Annotated in this window: 15 protein-coding genes; 8 read left to right on the forward strand and 7 right to left on the reverse strand. The window is 71.8% G+C overall.

The window, feature by feature from the left end:
• The 4 genes from ABFX54_RS02370 to ABFX54_RS02385 are packed head-to-tail and all read right to left on the reverse strand — an operon-like array spanning nucleotide 1 to nucleotide 3,892.
• The gene (locus tag ABFX54_RS02370) at nucleotides 1-600 is read right to left on the reverse strand and encodes a response regulator transcription factor (RefSeq protein ID WP_346101189.1); all 600 of its coding nucleotides are present in this window, start codon (nucleotides 598-600) and stop codon (nucleotides 1-3) included.
• Complete coding sequence (locus tag ABFX54_RS02375; RefSeq protein ID WP_346101190.1) at nucleotides 597-1,709, reverse strand: sensor histidine kinase; 1,113 nt, start codon at nucleotides 1,707-1,709, stop codon at nucleotides 597-599. Before ABFX54_RS02375 ends, ABFX54_RS02370 begins: the two co-directional genes overlap by 4 nt.
• Entirely contained in the window at nucleotides 1,706-2,830 is a 1,125-nt protein-coding gene (locus ABFX54_RS02380; RefSeq protein WP_346101191.1) for a sensor histidine kinase, read from the reverse strand. The genes ABFX54_RS02375 and ABFX54_RS02380 overlap by 4 nt, the downstream gene beginning before the upstream one ends.
• Nucleotides 2,831-2,875: 45 nt before the next feature.
• Nucleotides 2,876-3,892: a glycoside hydrolase family 18 protein gene (locus ABFX54_RS02385; protein ID WP_346101192.1), complete on the reverse strand. Its 1,017-nt coding sequence runs from the start codon at nucleotides 3,890-3,892 to the stop codon at nucleotides 2,876-2,878.
• A 122-nt stretch (nucleotides 3,893-4,014) separates the two neighbouring features.
• On the opposite strand from ABFX54_RS02385, the gene ABFX54_RS02390 reads away from it, so the two are divergent.
• Genes ABFX54_RS02390 through mug form a run of 5 tightly spaced genes read left to right on the forward strand, consistent with a single transcriptional unit; the run spans nucleotide 4,015 to nucleotide 10,911 of the window.
• On the forward strand, nucleotides 4,015-4,932 hold the full coding sequence (locus ABFX54_RS02390; RefSeq protein WP_346101193.1) for an LLM class F420-dependent oxidoreductase: 918 nt from the start codon (nucleotides 4,015-4,017) through the stop codon (nucleotides 4,930-4,932).
• A gap of 39 nt (nucleotides 4,933-4,971) precedes the next feature.
• Nucleotides 4,972-6,492: a 3' terminal RNA ribose 2'-O-methyltransferase Hen1 gene (locus tag ABFX54_RS02395; protein ID WP_346101194.1), complete on the forward strand. Its 1,521-nt coding sequence runs from the start codon at nucleotides 4,972-4,974 to the stop codon at nucleotides 6,490-6,492.
• On the forward strand, nucleotides 6,476-8,947 hold the full coding sequence (locus ABFX54_RS02400) for a polynucleotide kinase-phosphatase (protein ID WP_346101195.1): 2,472 nt from the start codon (nucleotides 6,476-6,478) through the stop codon (nucleotides 8,945-8,947). The genes ABFX54_RS02395 and ABFX54_RS02400 overlap by 17 nt, the downstream gene beginning before the upstream one ends.
• Before the next feature lie 58 nt (nucleotides 8,948-9,005).
• Entirely contained in the window at nucleotides 9,006-10,406 is a 1,401-nt protein-coding gene (locus tag ABFX54_RS02405) for a sugar porter family MFS transporter (RefSeq protein WP_346101196.1), read from the forward strand.
• 10 nt (nucleotides 10,407-10,416) lie between these two features.
• Nucleotides 10,417-10,911, forward strand: a complete 495-nt coding sequence (mug, locus tag ABFX54_RS02410; protein ID WP_346101197.1) for a G/U mismatch-specific DNA glycosylase — start codon at nucleotides 10,417-10,419, stop codon at nucleotides 10,909-10,911.
• 236 nt (nucleotides 10,912-11,147) lie between these two features.
• Here the strand turns inward: mug and ABFX54_RS02415 are convergent, their stop codons facing one another.
• Nucleotides 11,148-12,014, reverse strand: a complete 867-nt coding sequence (locus ABFX54_RS02415; protein WP_346101198.1) for a CAP domain-containing protein — start codon at nucleotides 12,012-12,014, stop codon at nucleotides 11,148-11,150.
• A gap of 234 nt (nucleotides 12,015-12,248) precedes the next feature.
• The gene (locus tag ABFX54_RS02420; RefSeq protein ID WP_346101199.1) at nucleotides 12,249-13,499 is read right to left on the reverse strand and encodes a class I SAM-dependent RNA methyltransferase; all 1,251 of its coding nucleotides are present in this window, start codon (nucleotides 13,497-13,499) and stop codon (nucleotides 12,249-12,251) included.
• A gap of 66 nt (nucleotides 13,500-13,565) precedes the next feature.
• Between ABFX54_RS02420 and ABFX54_RS02425 the strand changes: the two genes are divergently transcribed.
• Entirely contained in the window at nucleotides 13,566-15,203 is a 1,638-nt protein-coding gene (locus ABFX54_RS02425; RefSeq protein ID WP_346101200.1) for an alpha/beta hydrolase, read from the forward strand.
• Here ABFX54_RS02425 and ABFX54_RS02430 read toward each other — a convergent pair.
• Nucleotides 15,190-17,235, reverse strand: a complete 2,046-nt coding sequence (locus tag ABFX54_RS02430) for an APC family permease (RefSeq protein WP_346101201.1) — start codon at nucleotides 17,233-17,235, stop codon at nucleotides 15,190-15,192. The two genes, ABFX54_RS02425 and ABFX54_RS02430, sit on opposite strands and share 14 nt — an antisense overlap.
• 102 nt (nucleotides 17,236-17,337) lie before the next feature.
• Between ABFX54_RS02430 and ABFX54_RS02435 the strand changes: the two genes are divergently transcribed.
• The gene (locus tag ABFX54_RS02435) at nucleotides 17,338-18,003 is read left to right on the forward strand and encodes a potassium channel family protein (protein ID WP_346101202.1); all 666 of its coding nucleotides are present in this window, start codon (nucleotides 17,338-17,340) and stop codon (nucleotides 18,001-18,003) included.
• On the forward strand, nucleotides 18,003-18,662 hold the full coding sequence (locus ABFX54_RS02440; protein ID WP_346101203.1) for a potassium channel family protein: 660 nt from the start codon (nucleotides 18,003-18,005) through the stop codon (nucleotides 18,660-18,662). The genes ABFX54_RS02435 and ABFX54_RS02440 overlap by 1 nt, the downstream gene beginning before the upstream one ends.
• Nucleotides 18,663-18,703 lie beyond the last annotated feature (41 nt).

Raw genomic sequence — 18,703 nt, forward strand, 5'->3', positions numbered from 1 at the left:
TCAGAGCCAGCCCATGCGCTGGGCCGTGCGGATGGCCTCCAGCCGGTTCTGGGCGTTGAGCTTGGTCATGGCGCTGGACAGGTAGTTGCGTACGGTGCCCTCGGTCAGGTGCAGCTCGGTGGCGATCCTGGAGATCGTGGCCCCGTCGCCGGCCAGGCGCAGCGCGTCGCGCTCGCGTTCGGTCAGCGGGCTGTCGCCGGCGGCCATCGCGGCGGCGGCCAGCTCCGCGTCCAGGTAGCGGCCGCCCGACTGGACCTTGCGGATGGCCATGGCCAGCTCTTCGGCCGAGGCGTCCTTGCCGAGGAAGCCGCTGACGCCCGCCGCCATGGCCCGGCGCAGGTATCCGGGGCGGCCCAGGCTCGTCAGGATGACGATCTTGCACTGGGAGCTGATCCGCTCGGCCGCGCTCAGCCCGTCCATGCCGGGCATCTCGATGTCGAGCACGGCCACGTCGGGCCGGTGTTCCGCGACGGCGGCCACGACCTCGTCGCCCCTGCCCACCTGGGCGACGACCTCGATGCCGTCCTCCAGGTCGAGCAGGGCGGCGATGGCCCCGCGGATCAGGTGCTCGTCGTCGGCCAGCAGCACGCGCGTGGTCATGCCGGCACCGCCGCCCTGAGCCGGTAGCGGCCGTCCGCGGTGGACTCGGCCTCCAGGGTGCCGCCCGCCGCGCGTACCCGCTGGGCCAGCCCCGCCAGGCCGTTGGGCGCGTGTTCGCCCGCGGGCCCGCTCACGCCGTCGTTCGACATCTCCAGCACCCCATCCTCGATCGTGATCGTGCAGCGTTCGGCCCTGCTGTGCTTGAGGACGTTGGTCACGCCCTCGCGGACGACGGTGGCCAGCAGCGTCCGCGTCTCCGGCGGCAGCGCGCCGGTGTCGGCGCGCACGGTGCAGCGCACGCCGGCCGCCTCCAGCACCGCCCGTACGCTGGCCAGGACCTCGTCCAGGTCGATGGCCCGGTAGTTCTGCACGACGGCGCGCACCTCGCGCAGCGACCGCCTGGCCAGGTCGCGCACCTCGAACATCTCGGCCGCGGCCGACTCCCGGTCAGAGGCGAGCGCCCCTTCGGCCCGCTCGGTCCGCCGCGCGACGTCGGCGAGGCTCTGGCCGAGCAGGTCGTTGAGGTCACGGGCGAAGCGCAGCCGCTCCTCCGAGACCGCCAGCCTGGCCAGCGCCTCCTCACCCTCGTGCGCCTCCGTGGTCAGGCGCCAGAGCGCCAGGTTGGCCCACACCACGGCCAGGCAGATCACCGTGAACAGGGTCTGGACCAGCATCAGCAGGGAGACGATCCACCCGCCGATCCACCACACGAACAGGTTGGCCAGCACGATCGAGGCGAAGCCCACCACGATGGCCACACGCTTGCGGACGAAGGGCGCGAGCAGCCCCAGCCAGGTGGGGATCGCCCAGATCTGCGCGAAGAGGATCAGCAGCGCCACGGCGAGCACCCCGGTGACCGCCAGCACGACGGTGGGCCGCCTGCCGCCCTGCACCGCGATCCGGAACGGACGGGTGCTGAGCACGTTGAAAGTGAGCAGCACGACGACACCGCCCAGTACCGCGAGCGGCGGCATGCCCTGCTGCCAGTTGAGGTAGAAGGCGTAGTAGCCGAGCATGGGGAAGATCAGGATGATGTCCGTGCAGTAGACGATCAGCCAGCGGACCCTGGTCAGCTTGGAGGCGTTCCTGATCCGGTCCCACGCCTTCACGCCGGCACCGCCGCGCGCAGCAGGAACTCCCCGTCCTTCGTGGGCTCGGCGGAGAACGAGCCACCGGCCGTGATCAGCCGCTCGGACAGGCCGAGCAGGCCGTTGCCGGGCGTGGCGGACCGCTCCCCCACCCCGTCGTTGACCATTTCGAGCACGCCTCCGTCGATCCTGATCGCGCACCGGGTGGCCGCGCTGTGCTTGAGGACGTTCGTGCCGCCCTCGCGCACCGCCCAGGCCAGCAGCGTCCTGGCATCCGGTGACAGGTCGTCGAGCCGGGTCTCGATCACGCAGCTCGCGCCCGCCGCCTCCAGCGCGGTGCGTACGCCCGCGAGCTCCTCCTCCAGGTCGAGCGCCCGGTAGTCGTGCACCGCCTGCTGCACCTCGAACAGCGACTTGCCGGCCAGCCGGCGCACCATGGCCATCTCGGCCGCGGCACGGTCGACATCCTCGGCGGCGTCCTTGGTGGCGAGCTTGGCGGCCAGTTCGCTCTTCAGCGTGATGACCGACAGGCTGCGGCCGAGCAGGTCGTGCAGGTCGCGGGCGAAGCGCAGCCGCTCTTCGGCCACGGCCAGCCGGGCCCTGGCCTCCCGGCTCTTGTGCGCGTCCCTGATCACCCACCAGAGCCAGCGCCACACCAGCATGCCCAGGACCATGATCGTGCAGTTGAACGCCGCGACGGCCAGCAGGCTCGGCCACGCCTGCCCGTCCTGCGCGACGTAGGAGGACAGGAGCAGGACCACGGTCACCGCGAGCAGCACCGTCGGCCACGGCCGCAGATAGAGCGAGGCCAGCGCCACCCACAGCAGGGCCGCGTCCACCCACGTCGTCGTCATGTCGCTCGTGTGCGGCAGCACCGGCACCAGGGCGGCCGCGCACGCCCCGCTGACCAGCAGCAGCGCCGACGGCCTCGGCCGGTGTTCGAAGGCCCGCCGCATCAGCACGGGGAAGAGGCCGAAGGCGCCCATCAGCAGAAGGACGGCGAACACCGCCCTGAGCGGCGCCAGCCGTCCCTGGACCGTCATCACGACGCTCCAGGACGCGTACATGAGGAAGACCAACCCCAGCGAGGCGTCCATCCAGTACAGCAGGAGCTTCTTCGCGGTCTCAGGACGTGTCGCCATCACGCCCTCCCCCGCCGCCTGAATCCTTCCCCGGTCAGCGGAATCCTACCTATAGGGCGAGGTACGCCAAAGAATGCGCGACACGTCCGGCTCAGGGGTGACTCCGCGCAACGACAGCCAGGCCAGCCCGTGGTGGGCGGCGTAGGCGGCCAGCTTGCGGGCGTCGAGCTCGCTCAGGTCGTCCCGGCCCGCCAGCACCGGCGTCAGCGCGATGCGCCGCCATGCCTCGCCGGGCTCCGCCAGGCCCTGGGCCCGCGCGATCTGCTCTCCGGCCGCCCGAACGGCGTCGGCCACCCGGCCCAGGCGGGCGCCCCGCGTGGTGCCGGGCTCGATGGGGGCCAGGAGGTTGACGGTGGCGACCTCCGCGCCTGCCTGGCGGGTGGCACGCAGCATGGCCACGTCGCCGGGAGTGAGCCCGTCGTGCCGCAGCGGCAGCGTGAAGCTGACCCGGAGCCGCCGTTCGCGCTGCACGGCCTGGATGGCGCGGGCCCGGCGCAGCACGGCGCCCCTGTCGGCGCTGTCGCGGACCTCGAAGGCGAGCTCGGCGGCGTCGAAGGCGCCGACCACCCGGCGGTAGGCGGCGCTCAGGCCGCCCGGCCTGGTGCAGGCGGCGGCCAGCTCGCGGCCTCCCGGGCCGCCGAGCACGGGGGCCGCGTCGCCGCCCATGGCCCTGAGCCTGGCGAGCCGGCCCGCCATCGGGCTCCTGCGCGGGCCGGCCTGGCCGCTCCACCTGGGCGTGCAGCCGTCGCCGCCGGCGACGAGGTGGCCGAGCGCGTACCGGCGGACCCCGGTACGGCGGGACTCGGCGGGCAGGTCGAAGCCCGGCTGCCTGGCCAGGTCCACAAAGCCGACGAACCCGACAAACGCTGCGGGCGGCTCGCCGGCCTGGGCCGGTAAGGGCGCGGGCGTGGCGGGCGGGCGCGCGGCGGGCGGGCGTGACGGGGAGACGGCGCCCGCCGGGAGCATCCTGATCGCCACTGCGGTGGCGGTGGCGAGCAGTAGGGCTCCGAGCAGGGCGAGCGGGCGCGGGAGCATGCCCGGCTCCCTCTTGTGCCGAGACATGTGGCCACCCCAGGTGGTCGATCGGCTACGGAACGGCGCTGGCGGGTGGAACGCTAGCAACCCCGCGCGGCGGCGCGCGGGCCTTTTCCGGTACGCGTCCGTTGTGTGCGGATAATGTGCACATGAAGTTGCGGATCTTCACCGAGCCCCAGCAGGGCTCCACCTACGACGACCTGCTGTCCGTCGCCCAGGCCACTGAAAGGCTGGGTTTCGACGCATTCTTCCGTTCTGACCACTACGCGCGCATCAACCCCGGCGACCCGGGCGCCGGCTCGTCGGACGCCTGGATCACCCTGGCCGGCCTGGCCCGCGAGACGTCCAGGATCCGCCTGGGCACGCTGGTGACGCCGGCCACGTTCCGGCTGCCGGGGCCGCTGGCGATCAGCGTGGCCGGGGTGGACCAGATGAGCGGCGGCCGGGTGGAGCTGGGTCTCGGCACCGGCTGGTTCGACACCGAGCACGCGGCGTACGGCATCCCGTTCCCGCCGGTGGGCGAGCGGTTCGCCCGGTTCGAGGAGCAACTGGAGATCATCACCGGTCTGTGGACGGCGGAGAAGGACTACTCCTTCGAGGGCAGCTACTACCGGCTGGCCGACTCGCCCGCGCTGCCCAAGCCGGTGCAGTCGCCGCGCCCGCCGATCATCGTCGGGGGCTTCGGGGCCAAGCGCACGCCCCGGCTGGCGGCCACGTACGCGGACGAGTACAACCTGCCGTTCCACACCCTGGCCGACACCGGCGCGGCCTTCGACCGGGTGCGCGCGGCGTGCGAGCGGACCGGGCGCACGCTGACGCTGTCGGTGGCGCAGACCACCGTGGTCGGGGCCGACGAGGCCGAGATCGAGCGGCGCGCCGCCGCCATCGGCGAGGACGCGGGACGGCTGCGCGAGAACGGCCTGGCGGGCACCCCGGCCGAGGTTGTGGAGAAGATCGGGAAGTTCGCCGAGCTGGGGGCGGAGCGGTTCTACCTGCAGATCCTCGATCTGCAGGACCTGGAGCACCTGGAGCTGATCGCCGCCGAGGTGCTGCCGCACGTGGAGTAATCGATTGGACACTTCGCGGCGTTCCGGCAGACTTGGCCCGTGCTTCTGACGATTTCGACCACCGGCTCGCCCCCCGCCAGGCCCGCGACCGACCTCGGTTTCCTCCTGCACAAGCATCCCGAGCGCGTGCAGGAGTTCGGGCAGTCGTTCGGCACCGCCACGGTGTTCTATCCCGAGGCGGGCGACGAGCGCTGCACGGCCGCGCTCATGCTGGAGGTCGATCCGATCGCGCTGGTCAGGTCGCGTGGCAGGAACTCGCCCGACTTCACCCTGTCGCAGTACGTCAACGACCGGCCCTACGCGGCTTCCTCGCTGCTGTCCGTGGCGCTGGCCGACGTCTTCAGGACGGCTCGGGCGGGCCGCTGCAAGGCCCGGCCCGAGCTGCCCGGCCGACCGCTGCCGCTGGAGCTGCGCCTGCCCGCGCTGCCCTGCCGGGGCGGCCCCGAGCTGGCGCGGCGGCTGTTCGAGCCGCTCGGCTGGGAGGTGGACGCCCGGCCGGTGCCGCTGGACGAAGGCTTTCCCGAATGGGGCGACTCCCGTTATGTCGGGCTGACCCTGCGCGGCACCGCGCTCCTGTCCGACGCGCTCAACCACCTGTACGTGCTGCTGCCGGTCCTCGACGACGCCAAGCACTACTGGATCGCGCAGGACGAGGTCGACAAGCTCATCAGGGCGGGCGAGGGCTGGCTGCACGGCCATCCGGAGCGTGGCCTGATCTCCCGGCGCTACCTCGGCCGGCGCTGGGCCCTGGCGCGTACGGCGCTGTCGCGGCTGGCCGAGCTGGGCGACGAGGTGGAGGAGGAGCTGGAGCCGGCGGTCGAGGAGGACGCCCCGGCCGAGACCACCGCCTCCGACGAGGCGGCCGCCGCCGAAGCCGAGGCCGCCTCCGTACCGGAAGGTGAGACCGCCTCCGTACCGGAAGGTGAGGCCGCCGCAGGCCCGGGGGCCAGGCCGAAGCCGCTCAACCTCAAGCGGCGCGAGGCCGTGCTGGCCAAGCTGGAGGAGCTCGGCGCGTCCAGCGTGATCGACCTCGGCTGCGGCCAGGGCGAGCTGGTCGGTGCGCTGCTGTCGCGGCCCAGGTTCACCAAGGTCGGCGGCATGGACGTCTCGCCGATGGCGCTCACCATCGCCGCCCGCAAGCTGCGCCTGGAACGCATGCCCGACGCCAAGCGCGCCCGGCTCACCCTGTTCCAGGGCGCGCTCACCTACACCGACAAGCGGATGACCGGCTACGACGCCGCCGTCCTGATGGAGGTGATCGAGCACGTCGACCCGTCACGCCTGCCCGCGCTCGAACGGGTCGTGTTCGGCCGCGCCAAGCCCCTCCACGTGCTCGTCACCACCCCCAACATCGAGCACAACGTCCGCTACGAGTTCCTGACCGGGCTGCGCCACCCCGATCACCGCTTCGAGTGGACCAGGGCCGAGTTCGCCGCCTGGGCCGCCCGGGTCGCCGATCGGTACGGCTACCAGGTCGCCTTCGAACCGGTCGGCGACGACGACCCCGAGGTCGGCCCGCCCACCCAGATGGGAGTGTTCACCCGTGATCAGCGTTCCTGAGCTCTCCCTCGTGGTGCTCGTCGGCGTGTCCGGCAGCGGCAAGTCCACGTTCGCGAGCAGGCACTTCAAGTCCACCCAGGTCATCTCCTCCGACTACTGCCGCGGCCTGGTCTCCGACGACGTCAACGACCAGTCGGCCACCCCTGCGGCCTTCGACCTGCTGCACCACATCGTCGGCGTGCGCCTGGCCAGGGGCCTGCTCACGGTGGTCGACGCGACCAACGTCCAGTACCAGGCCCGCAGGAGCCTCATCGACCTGGCCAAGAAGCACGACGTGCTGGCCGACGCGATCGTCCTCGACGTGCCCGAGGAGCTGGCGATCGAGCGCAACGCCGGCCGGCCCGAGCGCGACTTCGGCGCCGGCGTGGTGATCCGGCAGCGCAAGGACCTGCGCCGCTCGCTCGGCAAGATCCAGCGCGACGGGTTCCGCCGCGTGCACGTGCTGCGGGGTCCCGAGGAGATCGACCAGGCCGTGATCACGTACGAGAAGGCGTGGTCCGACCGGACGGAGCTGACCGGCCCGTTCGACATCATCGGCGACGTGCACGGCTGCCGCTCGGAGCTGGAGACGCTGCTGCGCGAGCTGGGCTGGCGCTTCGACGGGCCGCTGCCGTGGCATCCCGAGGGCCGCACGGCCGTGTTCGTCGGCGACCTGGTGGACCGTGGCCCCGACACGCCGGGCGTGCTGCGCCTGGTCATGGACCTGGTCGAGGCCGGCACCGCGATCTGCGTGTCGGGCAACCACGAGCAGAAGCTGGTGCGCGCGCTCAACGGCCGCAAGGTCACCGTCGCGCACGGCCTGCAGGAGTCGCTCGACCAGCTCGCCGCGCAGCCGCCCGAGTTCGTGGAGCGGGCCAGGACGTTCATGGACGGCCTGCTCAGCCACTACCGGCTCGACGGCGGCCGGCTGGTGGTCGCGCACGCGGGCCTGAAGGAGGCCTACCACGGCCGCGCCTCCGGCCGGGTGCGCTCGTTCGCCCTCTACGGCGACACGACCGGCGAGACCGACGAGTACGGCCTGCCGGTGCGTTACCCGTGGGCCGACGAATACCGGGGCCGGGCCATGGTCGTCTACGGCCACACGCCCACGACCAGGCCGGAGTGGGTCAACAACACGATCTGCCTCGACACCGGCGCCGTGTTCGGCGGCCACCTGACCGCGCTGCGCTACCCGGAGCGCGAGATCGTCCAGGTTCCGGCGGAGAAGGTGTGGTACGCGCCGGCCAAGCCGCTCGGCGACGCGGCCCGCGACCCCGGCATGCTCGACATCGACGACGTGATCGGCACCCGGCACGTGGAGACGCGCTTCGCCACCACGGTCAAGGTCAGGGAGGAGAACTCCGCCGCCGCGCTGGAAGTCATGAGCCGCTTCGCGGTCGACCCGCGCTGGCTGGTCTACCTGCCGCCGACCATGGCCCCGCCGGAGACCTCCCGCCTCGACGGCTACCTGGAGCACCCGCACGAGGCGTTCGAGGAGTTCGCCGGCGCCGGGGTGGGCGAGGTCGTGTGCGAGGAGAAGCACATGGGCTCGCGGGCCGTGGCCGTGCTGTGCCGCACTCCCGAGGTGGCCCAGGCCAGGTTCGGGGTGGGCGACGGGAGCGCGGGCGCCCTCTACACCCGTACCGGGCGGCCGTTCTTCGCCGACACCGGGCCGCTGATCGACCGGCTGCGGGAGGCGTGCGAGCCGCTCTGGGCGGAGCTGGGCTCCGACTGGGTGGTGCTCGACTGTGAGCTGCTGCCCTGGTCGGCGAAGGCGGGCGAGCTGATCAGGTCGCAGTACGCCTCGGTCGGGGCGGCGGCCCGCGCCGCGCTGCCCGAGCCGGAAGCGGCGCTGGAGACGGCGGCCGGGCGCGGCCTGGGTGTGAGCGAGTTGCTCGACCGCACCCGGCGCCGTACCGGCAACGCTGCCCTGTTCCGCGACGCCTACGCGCGTTACTGCTGGCCGGTCGACGGCCTGGAGGGGATCAGGGTGGCGCCGTTCCAGATCCTGGCCTGCGAGGGGCGGGCCACGGCTCTGGAGCCGCACGCCTGGCACCTGTCCACGCTGGCGCTGCTCGACTCGCCGCTGATCACCACCACCCGGCACGTCTTCGTCACCCTCGACTCCGCCGAGTCGCGGGCCGAGGCGACCGCCTGGTGGGAGGAGCTGACGGCGGCCGGCGGGGAGGGCATGGTGGTCAAGCCCGCCGTGCCCACGCCCGGCCGGGTGCAGCCGGGGGTGAAGGTGCGCGGGCGCGAATACCTGCGCATCATCTACGGCCCCGACTACACCGAGTCGCTCGACGTGCTGCGCCGGCGTTTCCTCGGCAAGAAGCGCTCCCTGGCGCTGCGCGAATACGCGCTCGGCCTGGAGGCGCTGTCGCGGCTGGCCGACGGCGAGGCGGGCTGGCGGGTGCACGAGCCGGTCTTCGCCGTGCTGGCACTTGAATCGGAGCCGGTCGACCCGCGGCTGTGATCGCGAATACGAGGGTGATCGCAGGGTAGTTCCCCGACCATTCAGGGGAAGGACCGGCATGGCTACTCAGTACACCCACAACGAGCATCTCGGTCATGTCGTGTTCATCACGGCGGCAGCCGCGATCGGCGGGTTCCTGTTCGGCTACGACAGCTCCGTCATCAACGGTGCGGTGGTCGGGATCCAGCAGCACTTCAGGGTGGGCGCGGTCGAGACCGGGTTCGTGGTGGCCATCGCGCTGCTGGGCTCGGCCCTGGGTGCCTGGGCCGGCGGCGGGCTGGCCGACCGGTGGGGGCGTACGCGCTCGATGCAGGTGGCGGCCATCCTGTTCGCGATCAGCTCCATCGGCCAGATGTTGCCGTTCGCGGTCTGGGATCTGGCGTTCTGGCGGGTGGTCGCGGGCTTCGCGATCGGCATGGCGTCGGTGCTCGGGCCCGCGTACATCGCCGAGGTGGCCCCGCCCGCCTACCGGGGGCGGCTGGGATCGTTCCAGCAGCTCGCCATCGTGCTCGGGATCGCGGTGTCGCAGCTGGTCAACTACGTGATCGCGCGGGTGGCCGGGGGCAAGGTCAACAACGTGCTGCTCGGGCTTGAGGCCTGGCAGTGGATGCTGGGCGCCTGCGTCGTACCGGCCCTGCTGTATCTGCTGTTCGCCCTGAACATCCCCGAGTCGCCGCGCTACCTGATCATGTCGGGACGCACCCAGCAGGCCCGCCGGGTGCTGGCCGAGGTCGAGGGCGACGACGTGGACCTCGACTCCCGCATCTCGGAGATCCAGCACGTGCTGCGCACCGAGCGGGTGCCCGGGCTGAAGGACCTGCGCGGCAGCGCGCTGGGGCTGCTGCCGATCGTGTGGATCGGCATCGTGCTCTCCGTTTTCCAGCAGTTCGTCGGCATCAACGTGATCTTCTACTACTCGTCCGTGCTCTGGCAGTCGGTCGGGATCAACCAGAGCGACTCGCTGCTGATCAGCTTCTCCAGCTCGATCATCAACATCATCGGCACGTTCATCGCGATCTCGCTGGTCGACCGGATCGGGCGCAGGCCGCTGCTCATGATCGGCTCGGCCGGCATGGCGATCTCGCTGGCCACCGCGGCGTGGGCGTTCAGCTTCGCCGGGGGCGTGGGCGAGTCGGTCTCCCTTCCCGACCCGCAGGGCGCCGTCGCCCTCATCGCGGCCAACCTGTTCGTGCTGTTCTTCGCGCTGTCGTGGGGCGTGGTGGTCTGGGTGCTGCTCGGCGAGATGTTCCCCAACCGCATCCGCGCCGCCGCCCTGGGCGTCGCGGCGGCTGCTCAGTGGATCGCCAACTGGCTGATCACCGTGTCGTTCCCGGCCATGTCGGAGTGGAACCTGCCGCTGACGTACGCCATCTACGCCCTGTTCGCCCTGCTGTCGTTCCTCTTCGTGACCAAGTGGGTCAGAGAGACCAAGGGCCGCAAACTCGAAGACATGGGCTAGTCTCCGGCACGTGCTCGACGACGTTCTCGGCCCCTCGCTCGACGTGCTGTTCTGCGGCATCAACCCCGGCCTGATGTCCGAGGCCACCGGCCGCCACTTCGCGCGGCCGGGCAACCGCTTCTGGCCGGCGCTGCACCTGTCCGGCTTCACGCCGCGCCTGCTGGCTCCGGCCGAGCAGCACCTGCTGCCCTCGTACGGGCTGGGCATCACCAACATCGTGCCCCGGGCCAGCGCCAAGGCGTCGGAGCTGACCAGGGAGGAGCTGGCGCGGGGCGGGGCCGAACTGGCTCCGAAGGTGGCCCAGGTGGGCCCGAAGGTGCTGGCCGTCCTCGGCATCTCGGCCTACCGCACGGCCTTCGCCCGCCCCAAGTCGGTCATCGGGCCGCAGGACGAGCCGGTCGGCGGGGTCCGGGTGTGGGTGCTGCCGAACCCGAGCGGCCTCAACGCCCACTGGACGGTCGCCACGATCGCCGGGGAGATGGCCCGCCTGCGCGCGTCCCTGTGACGACGGTCCCGCCTGTCATGTGCCGGCGCTCCCGGGACGGCGCTGTTTCAGGTTACGGCGCTGCACGTGGCAGCGCCTTTCGTGACGGCGCGGGCTCGCCGGCGAGGGTCAGGGTGAGGGTGCTGCTTGGTTCCGGCGGGTCGTGCGCCCGCCGGGCCCTGTCCGCGCTCGCCGGTGAGCCCGGCCGTCCGCGCGCGTCCACATCGAGGACGGGCGCGGCGTGCGTCCCCTGTGCGTCAGCGTGCGGCGAAGTCCTGGGTCCAGTAGATCTTGCCCTTGGAGTCCTTCACCGCGCCGACCCCGATGAGGTTGTACTTGCAGTTCATGATGTTCGCCTTGTGGCCGGAGCTGTTCATCCAGGCCTGGACGACCGAGGCGGGGCTCGTCTGTCCCGTGGCGATGTTCTCGGCCCAGCCGGAGCCGCCGGTGAAGCCGGCGCCCTTGATGCGGTCGAGGAAGCTGCGCCCGTCCTGCGAGGTGTGGCTGAAGTAGTTCTTGGCCGCCATGTCGGCAGAGTGCCCGTGAGCCGCCTCGCGCAGCTGCGGGTCGTGCTTGAGAGCCGAGCAGCCGCCCTTGGCGCGCTCGGCGTTGGTCAGCCTGACGACCTCGTTCTCCTCGGCGGAGCCCACGCCGCCGGACGCCGGAGGCGGGGTGGTGGGGGTGCGGGTCGGCGTGGGGACGGGCGTCCCGGGCGACGTCGCGCTCGGGGAGGGCGTCGGAACGCCGCTGCCCGGGGTGCAGGCCAGCCTGACGGCCCGCGACTTGACGGTGCGCCCGCGGTAGTCGGTCGCGGTCGCGTAGTAGGTGCCGGGGGCGCAGGGCAGCGCCAGCGTGAGCCGGCCCTTCCTGGTGGCGCCGCTCTTGACGACCCGGTCGGGACCGGGGACGGCCCGCTGGATGCGAATGCGCAGCAGCGCCGGGGTGAAGCAGCCACGGCGGACGGCCGACGTCTGGATCTTCAAGGTGTCGCTGACACTCGGCTTGAGCACGCTGACGCGACACCGCGCCGCCTCCGTCGTCGCGGCGGCCTCGGCCGCGCTCACGGGTGCGGCGATCGCGGCCAGGCTGACGGCTGCGGCGAGTACCCCAAGGGGTCTACGCATAGGGGTCTTCCTCCAGTTGCGGTAGACGCTGGATGGCACCGCATTCTGTCGGGACCGATACTGATTTGTCATCAAAACTGGGACATTTTCCTAAGGCGGAAGTAAACCCGAGTGACGGCTGAGGCGTCTGCGCAGACCACAGGGTGAGGACCGGAACCCCGGCGGGCACGCGCGAAACGGCCCCCGCACCACAGGTACGGGGGCCGAGGTCACGGCGCGATCACGTGAGCCGAATCACTCGCGGCCGAGCAGCGCCACGCACTCCACGTGATGGGTCATCGGGAAGGCGTCGAAGGCCCGCAGGTCGGACAGCGCGTAACCGCGCTCGGCCAGCCAGGCCAGGTCGCGGGCCAGCGTGGCCGGGTCGCAGGAGACGTACACGATGCGCAGGGCCTCCAGCGAGGCGATCCGGTCGACCACGTCGCGGCCCAGCCCGGCCCTGGGCGGGTCGACCACGACGAGGTCGGCCCGTTCGATCTGGAAGCGGTCGAGCGCCTCCTCCACGCGTCCCCGCTCGATCCTGGCCTGCGGCAGGTCGCGCAGGTTGGCGCGGGCGTCACGGACGGCCGCGGCCTCCGACTCCAGCCCGAACACCGCCCCCTCGGGCCCCACGGCCTCGGCCAGCCCGGCCGCGAACAGCCCGACCCCGCAGTAGAGGTCGAGCGCCCACTCCCCCGGCTCCGGCGCCGCGTACGCCAGCACCGCGTCCAGCAGCGTCTCTGCGGCCCCTGGATGCACCTGCCAGAAGCCGCTGCCGGCGACCCGGAACTCCCGGTCGCCCACCTGCTCGTGCAGCACCCCCGAACCGCGCCGGGGCACCGTGCGGCCCTTGCCCTGGTCGAGCAGGATCGAGGCGGGCGCCTCCAGGTCGGGCACGGTCACGCTGCGCCGCGGCCTGGGCGCGACCACCACGGCCCGGTCGCCGCCCGAGGAGGCGATGACCTCGACCCCGGCGGCGCCCGGCCACAGGTGCTCCTCCACGCCGACCGCCTCCACCTCGGGGTGAGCGATCAGGCAGGCGTCGACGACCTCGACGTCGTGCGAACGGTGCCGGCGAAACCCCAGCTCGCCCCCGGCGGTGGCGGCGAACTGCACCCGCGTGCGCCAGCCGAGCCCGTCCTTCGCGCCCGGCACCTCCTCGACGACGACCTCGCGCTCGATGCCCGCCAGCCGGCGCAGCTGCTCGGCCACGACCTGCGCCTTCAGCCGCCGCTGCGCCTCGGGCGTGGCGTGCTGCCAGTCGCAGCCGCCGCAGCGCCCCGGCCCCGCGTACGGGCACGGCGGCACCACCCGGTCGGGCGATGCCTCCAGGATCTCCACGGCGTCGGCCCGCAGGAAGCGGGTGGTCTCCTCGGTCACCTCGGCGATCACCCGCTCGCCCGGCAGGGCATGCCGGACGAACACCACCCGCCCTTCGTGGCGCGCCACACACCAGCCGCCGTGGGCGACCGGACCTACCGTCAGCTCGAGAGATGCCTGTTCCACACCCGACACCCTAGCGTCCACCCGCTATGACCACTTGTCCGACTTGGTCAACTACCCTAGGTGACCGTGGACAGGTCGAGGGTGGTGCGACGGCGGCTCGGCTTCGGCGGCACGCTGCTGGCCACGCTGTTCGCCTGCGCCTCGCTGACGCCGTCGCTGCTGCCGCGCACCTGGCTGTACCAGGGCGTGATGGGGGCGGTGACCGGCATCCTCGGTTACGCGGCCGGCGCCGGGCTGGGGGCCCTCGGGCGGGCCGTGATCCCGTACCGGCCGCCCGAGCGGTGGCGGCGGATCGCCTGGCAGGTCCTGCTCGGCGTGTGCGCGGGACTGATCGTGGTGACGCTGTCGTACAGCCTGGACTGGCAGCGCGACCTGCGGGCGCTCATGGGCATGGACACCGAGATCGCCTGGTTCCCGCCGCTGATCCTGGGCGTGACGCTGGCGCTGTTCGCGGCGGCGCTGCTGGCCGCCCGCCTGGTCCGGCTGGGCGGGCGGCGGCTGAACGCCTGGCTCGACCGGTACGTCCCCGTCTACGTCGGCCACGTCATCGGCGTGCTCGTCATCGGCCTGCTGGTGGCGGTCGTGGCCAACGACGTGCTGTTCAACGGGTTCGTGGCCAGGATGAGCGACATCTCGTCCGTGGCCAACGAGGGCACCCATCCCGGCGTGCGCAGGCCCGTGTCGGCGTACGTGTCGGGCGGACCTGGCTCGCTCGTCACCTGGGAGTCGCTCGGCAGGGAGGGCCGCCGCTTCACCGGCACCGCCGCGACCCCGGCCCGGCTCGCCGCCTTCTCAGGACGGCCCGCCGCCGAGCCCATCAGGGTTTACATCGGGCTTGACAGCACCACCTCGCCGCGGGCCCAGGCGGCGCTCGCGGTGCGCGAACTGGAACGCACAGGAGCGTTCGGCCGCCCGGTGCTGGCCGTGCTGGGCACCACCGGGACCGGCTGGGTGGATCCGCGCATCGCCGACACCCTGGAGTACCTGTACAACGGGCGCTCGGCCATGGTCGCGCTGCAGTACTCCTACCTGCCGAGCTGGGTGTCGTTCCTGGTCGACCGGGACAAGGCGGCGGCTTCCGGGCGGGCGCTGTTCGAGGCCGTACGCGAGCGGTGGGCCCGGTTGCCCGCCGGGTCGCGGCCGAAGCTGCTGCTGTCGGGCGAGAGCCTGGGGTCGTACCAGATGGAGAAGTCCTTCCGCGACCCGCGCGACCTCGTGGCCAGGGCGGACGGCGCGGTGTTCGTGGGCCCGCCGAACGCCAACCCCATCTGGAGCCACCTCACCGCCGCCCGCGACCCCGGCAGCCCCGTCTGGCGGCCCGTCTACCAGCGCGGCAGGACGGCGAGGTTCGCCCAGTATCCGGTGGACCTGTCCCGGCCGGGCGCTCCCTGGCCGCCGCCGCGCGTGGTCTATCTGCAGAACGCCTCCGACCCCGTGGTGTGGTGGTCGCCGCGGCTGATCTACCACAGGCCGGCCTGGCTGGAGGGCCCGCGGGGGCCGGGCGTGAACCCGCAGATGAACTGGTTCCCGCTGGTCACGTTCTGGCAGGTGCTGGTGGACATGGCGGTGGCGCTCGACGTGCCGCCGGGGCACGGCCACCGCTACGGCGCCAACATCGTGGACGGCTGGGCCGCCGTCGCCGCGCCGCCGGACTGGAACGCCGGCGACACGCGCCGCCTGCGCGCGTGGATCAGCGCGAGGTGATCTGACCGTCGTCCTTGACACTCTGGTGCCACGGACGGCGCACGGCCCCGGGCGCGAACGGCTCGGGCCGGCCGAGCAGCCGGTCGGAGGAGTGCAGCTGCCACGGCACGCTGGTCACCATGACCCCCGGTTTGAACAGCAGCCGCGCCTTCAGCCGCAGCGCGCTCTGGTTGTGCAGCAGGTGCTCCCACCAGTGGCCGACCACGTACTCGGGGATGAAGACGGTCACCACGTCGCGCGGCGAGCGCCTGCGCAGGGTCTTGACGTAGTCGATGATCGGCTGCGTGATCTCGCGGTAGGGGGAGTCGAGCATCTTGAGCGGCACCGGGATGCCGCGCCGCTCCCACTCCTCCTGCAGCTTGCGGGCCTCCTCGCCCTCGACGCCGACGGTGATCGCCTCCAGCGTGGAGGGCCGGGTGGCGCGGGCGTAGGAGATCGCGCGCATGGTCGGCTTGTGGATCTTCGAGACCAGCACGATCGCGTGGTTGCGCGCGGGCAGCATGGCCGGCTCGTAGTCCTCGGTGAGCTCCAGCTCGGCCGCCACGTTGTCGTAGTGGCGCCTGATCCCCTTCATCATGAGGAACAGGATCGGCATCGCGATCACCACGATCCACGCTCCGACCAGGAACTTCGTCAGCAGCACCACGATCAGCACCAGCCCCGTCATGACTCCGCCGAAGAAGTTGATCACGCGCGAGCGGTGCATCTGGTGCCGCGTCTTGGGGTCGGTCTCGGTCTTCAGGTGGCGGGTCCAGTGGATGACCATGCCGGTCTGGCTGAGCGTGAAGGAGACGAAGACGCCGACGATGTAGAGGTTCAGCAGGCGGCTGACGTCGGCGTCGAACCCCCACAGCAGCAGGCAGGCCGCCAGGGCCAGGATGATGATGCCGTTGGAGAAGGCCAGCCGGTCGCCGCGCGTGTGCAGCTGGCGCGGCAGGTAGCGGTCCTGGGCCAGGATCGAGCCGAGCACGGGGAAGCCGTTGAAGGCCGTGTTGGCGGCCAGGAAGAGGATCAGCGCGGTCACCGCCGAGATGAACACGAAGGGCAGCGACCCGCCCCCGAACACCGCGTCGGCCACCTGGGAGATGATCGGCTGCTGGTAGTAGCCGGGCCCGACGGGCGTGCCGTCCGGCCGCAGCAGGTCCTCGGCGACCACGGACGGCTCGGCCACCTTCACCCCCGAGGCCAGGCCGAGCGCGATGATGCCGCCGAACATGGTGATCGCGACCAGGCCCATCATGAGCAGCGTGGTGGCGGCGTTCTTGCTCTTGGGCTTCCTGAACGCGGGCACGCCGTTGCTGATGGCCTCGACCCCGGTCAGCGCGGCGCAGCCGGAGGAGAACGCCCGCAGCACCAGGAAGGCCGCGGCGAAGGCCGTCAGGTTGGTCTGCTCGGGCGCGATGCTGAAGTGGGCGCTCGGCGCCCGGATCTCCTCCCCCAGCGCCAGCAGCCGGAAGCCGCCCCAGGCGATGAGGAACAGCACGGAGAACATGAACGCGTACGTGGGGATGGCGAAGGCGACGCCGGACTCGCGGATGCCGCGCAGGTTGACCACCGTGAGCAGGACGACGATGGCGATGGCGACGGCCGGCTTGTGCTGGCCCACGAACGGGATCGTGGCGCCCACGTAGTCGACGCCGTTGGCGACCGACACCGCGACGGTCAGCACGTAGTCGACCATGAGGGCGCTGGCGACGGTGAGCCCGGCGTTCTTGCCGAGGTTGGTGGTGGCGACCTCGTAGTCGCCGCCGCCGCTGGGGTAGGCGTGCACGTTCTGCCGGTACGACGCCACCACGGTGAGCATCACGACCACGACGGCCACCGCGACCCAGGGGCTGTAGGCGTAGAAGGAGACGCCGGCGAGCGACAGGATGACCAGGATCTCCTGCGGAGCGTAGGCCACGGAGGAGAGCGCGTCACTGGCGAAGACCGGCAGGGCGATCCGTTTGGGGAGGAGTTGCTCGTGGAGCTGCCCGCTGCGCAGGGCGCGCCCCACGAGCAAGCGTTTGACAAGATCTGTTATCTTCGCCACGTAACCAGATGCTAGCCCCACGCCGACGACCTAAACGAGGCGCTCCCCCATCGGTCCATACTGGTGTCGAGCAATCGGCCGACCGCGGAAGTGCGGGGGGAAATGCATATAGTGATCATGGGGTGTGGCCGGGTCGGATCGACCCTCGCCCACATCCTCGAAGACAGCGGACATTCCGTCGCCATCATCGACCGTGACCCGCAGGCGTTCCGCCGCCTGCGCGCCGGTTTCCGGGGTAGGCGGGTGACCGGCGTCGGCTTCGATCGCGACGTGCTCACCGAGGCCGGCATCGAGTCCGCCACCGCCTACATCGCCGTCTCCAGCGGAGACAACTCCAACATCATCTCCGCCCGGGTGGCCCGCGAGACGTTCGGCGTCGACAACGTGGTGGCCCGCATCTACGACCCCCGCCGCGCCGAGGTCTACCAGCGGCTGGGCATCCCCACCGTGGCCACCGTGCGCTGGACCGCCGACCAGATCATGCGCCGCATCCTGCCCGAGGGCGCCGAGCCGCTCTGGCGCGACCCCTCAGGCACCGTCGTGCTCGCCGAGGTCACCGTCCACCCGTCCTGGATCGGCACCCGCGTCCACGAGCTCGAAGCGAGCGCCAGGACGCGCGCCGCCTTCATCAACCGCATCGGCGAGGCCGTGACCATCGCCGACGACACCGTGGTGCAGGAGGGCGACGTGCTGCACGTCATCGCCGCCGAGAACGACATGGATCGGATCAACAAGGTGCTCGCCGCGGCACCGGAAGAGGACCACTGATGCGCGTCGCCATCGCCGGAGCCGGCGCCGTGGGCCGCTCCATCGCGGCCGAGCTCCTGGAGAACGGCCACCAGGTCCTGCTCATCGACGTCGACCCCCGAGCCATCAAGATCGACAGCGTGCCGCGCGCCGAGTGGCTGCTGGCCGACGCCTGCGAGATCGCCTCACTCGACGAGGCCGGCCTGAACAACTGCCACGTCGTCGTCGCCTCCTCCGGCGACGACAAGGTCAACCTGGTCGTCTCCCTGCTGGCCAAGACCGAGTACGGCGTGCCGCGCGTGGTCGCCAGGATCAACCACCCCAACAACGAGTGGCTGTTCAACGAGTCGTGGGGCGTCGACGTCGCCGTCTCCACGCCGCGCCTGCTGAGCGCGCTGGTGGAGGAGGCGGTGAGCGTCGGCGACCTGGTCCGGCTGATGACGTTCCGCCAGGGCCAGGCGAACCTGGTGGAGCTGACCCTGGCGGACGACGCGCCGGTGGTGGGGCAGCGGGCGGGCTCGGTGCCCTGGCCGGTGGACTCGGCGCTCGTGGCCATCCTGCGGGAGGGCCGCGTGCTGGTCCCGACGGCGGACGATCCGCTGGAGGCGGGGGACGAACTGCTCTTCGTCGCCAACCAGGAGGTGGAGCAGGAGCTGGCCCACCTCCTCTCGCAGCACTGAGCGAGCCCGGCTCCCCCGCCGGGGGAGCCGGACGTGACGAT

It is taken from the genome of Nonomuraea maheshkhaliensis (genome assembly GCF_039529435.1).
Taxonomy (GTDB): Bacteria; Actinomycetota; Actinomycetes; order Streptosporangiales; family Streptosporangiaceae; genus Nonomuraea; species Nonomuraea maheshkhaliensis.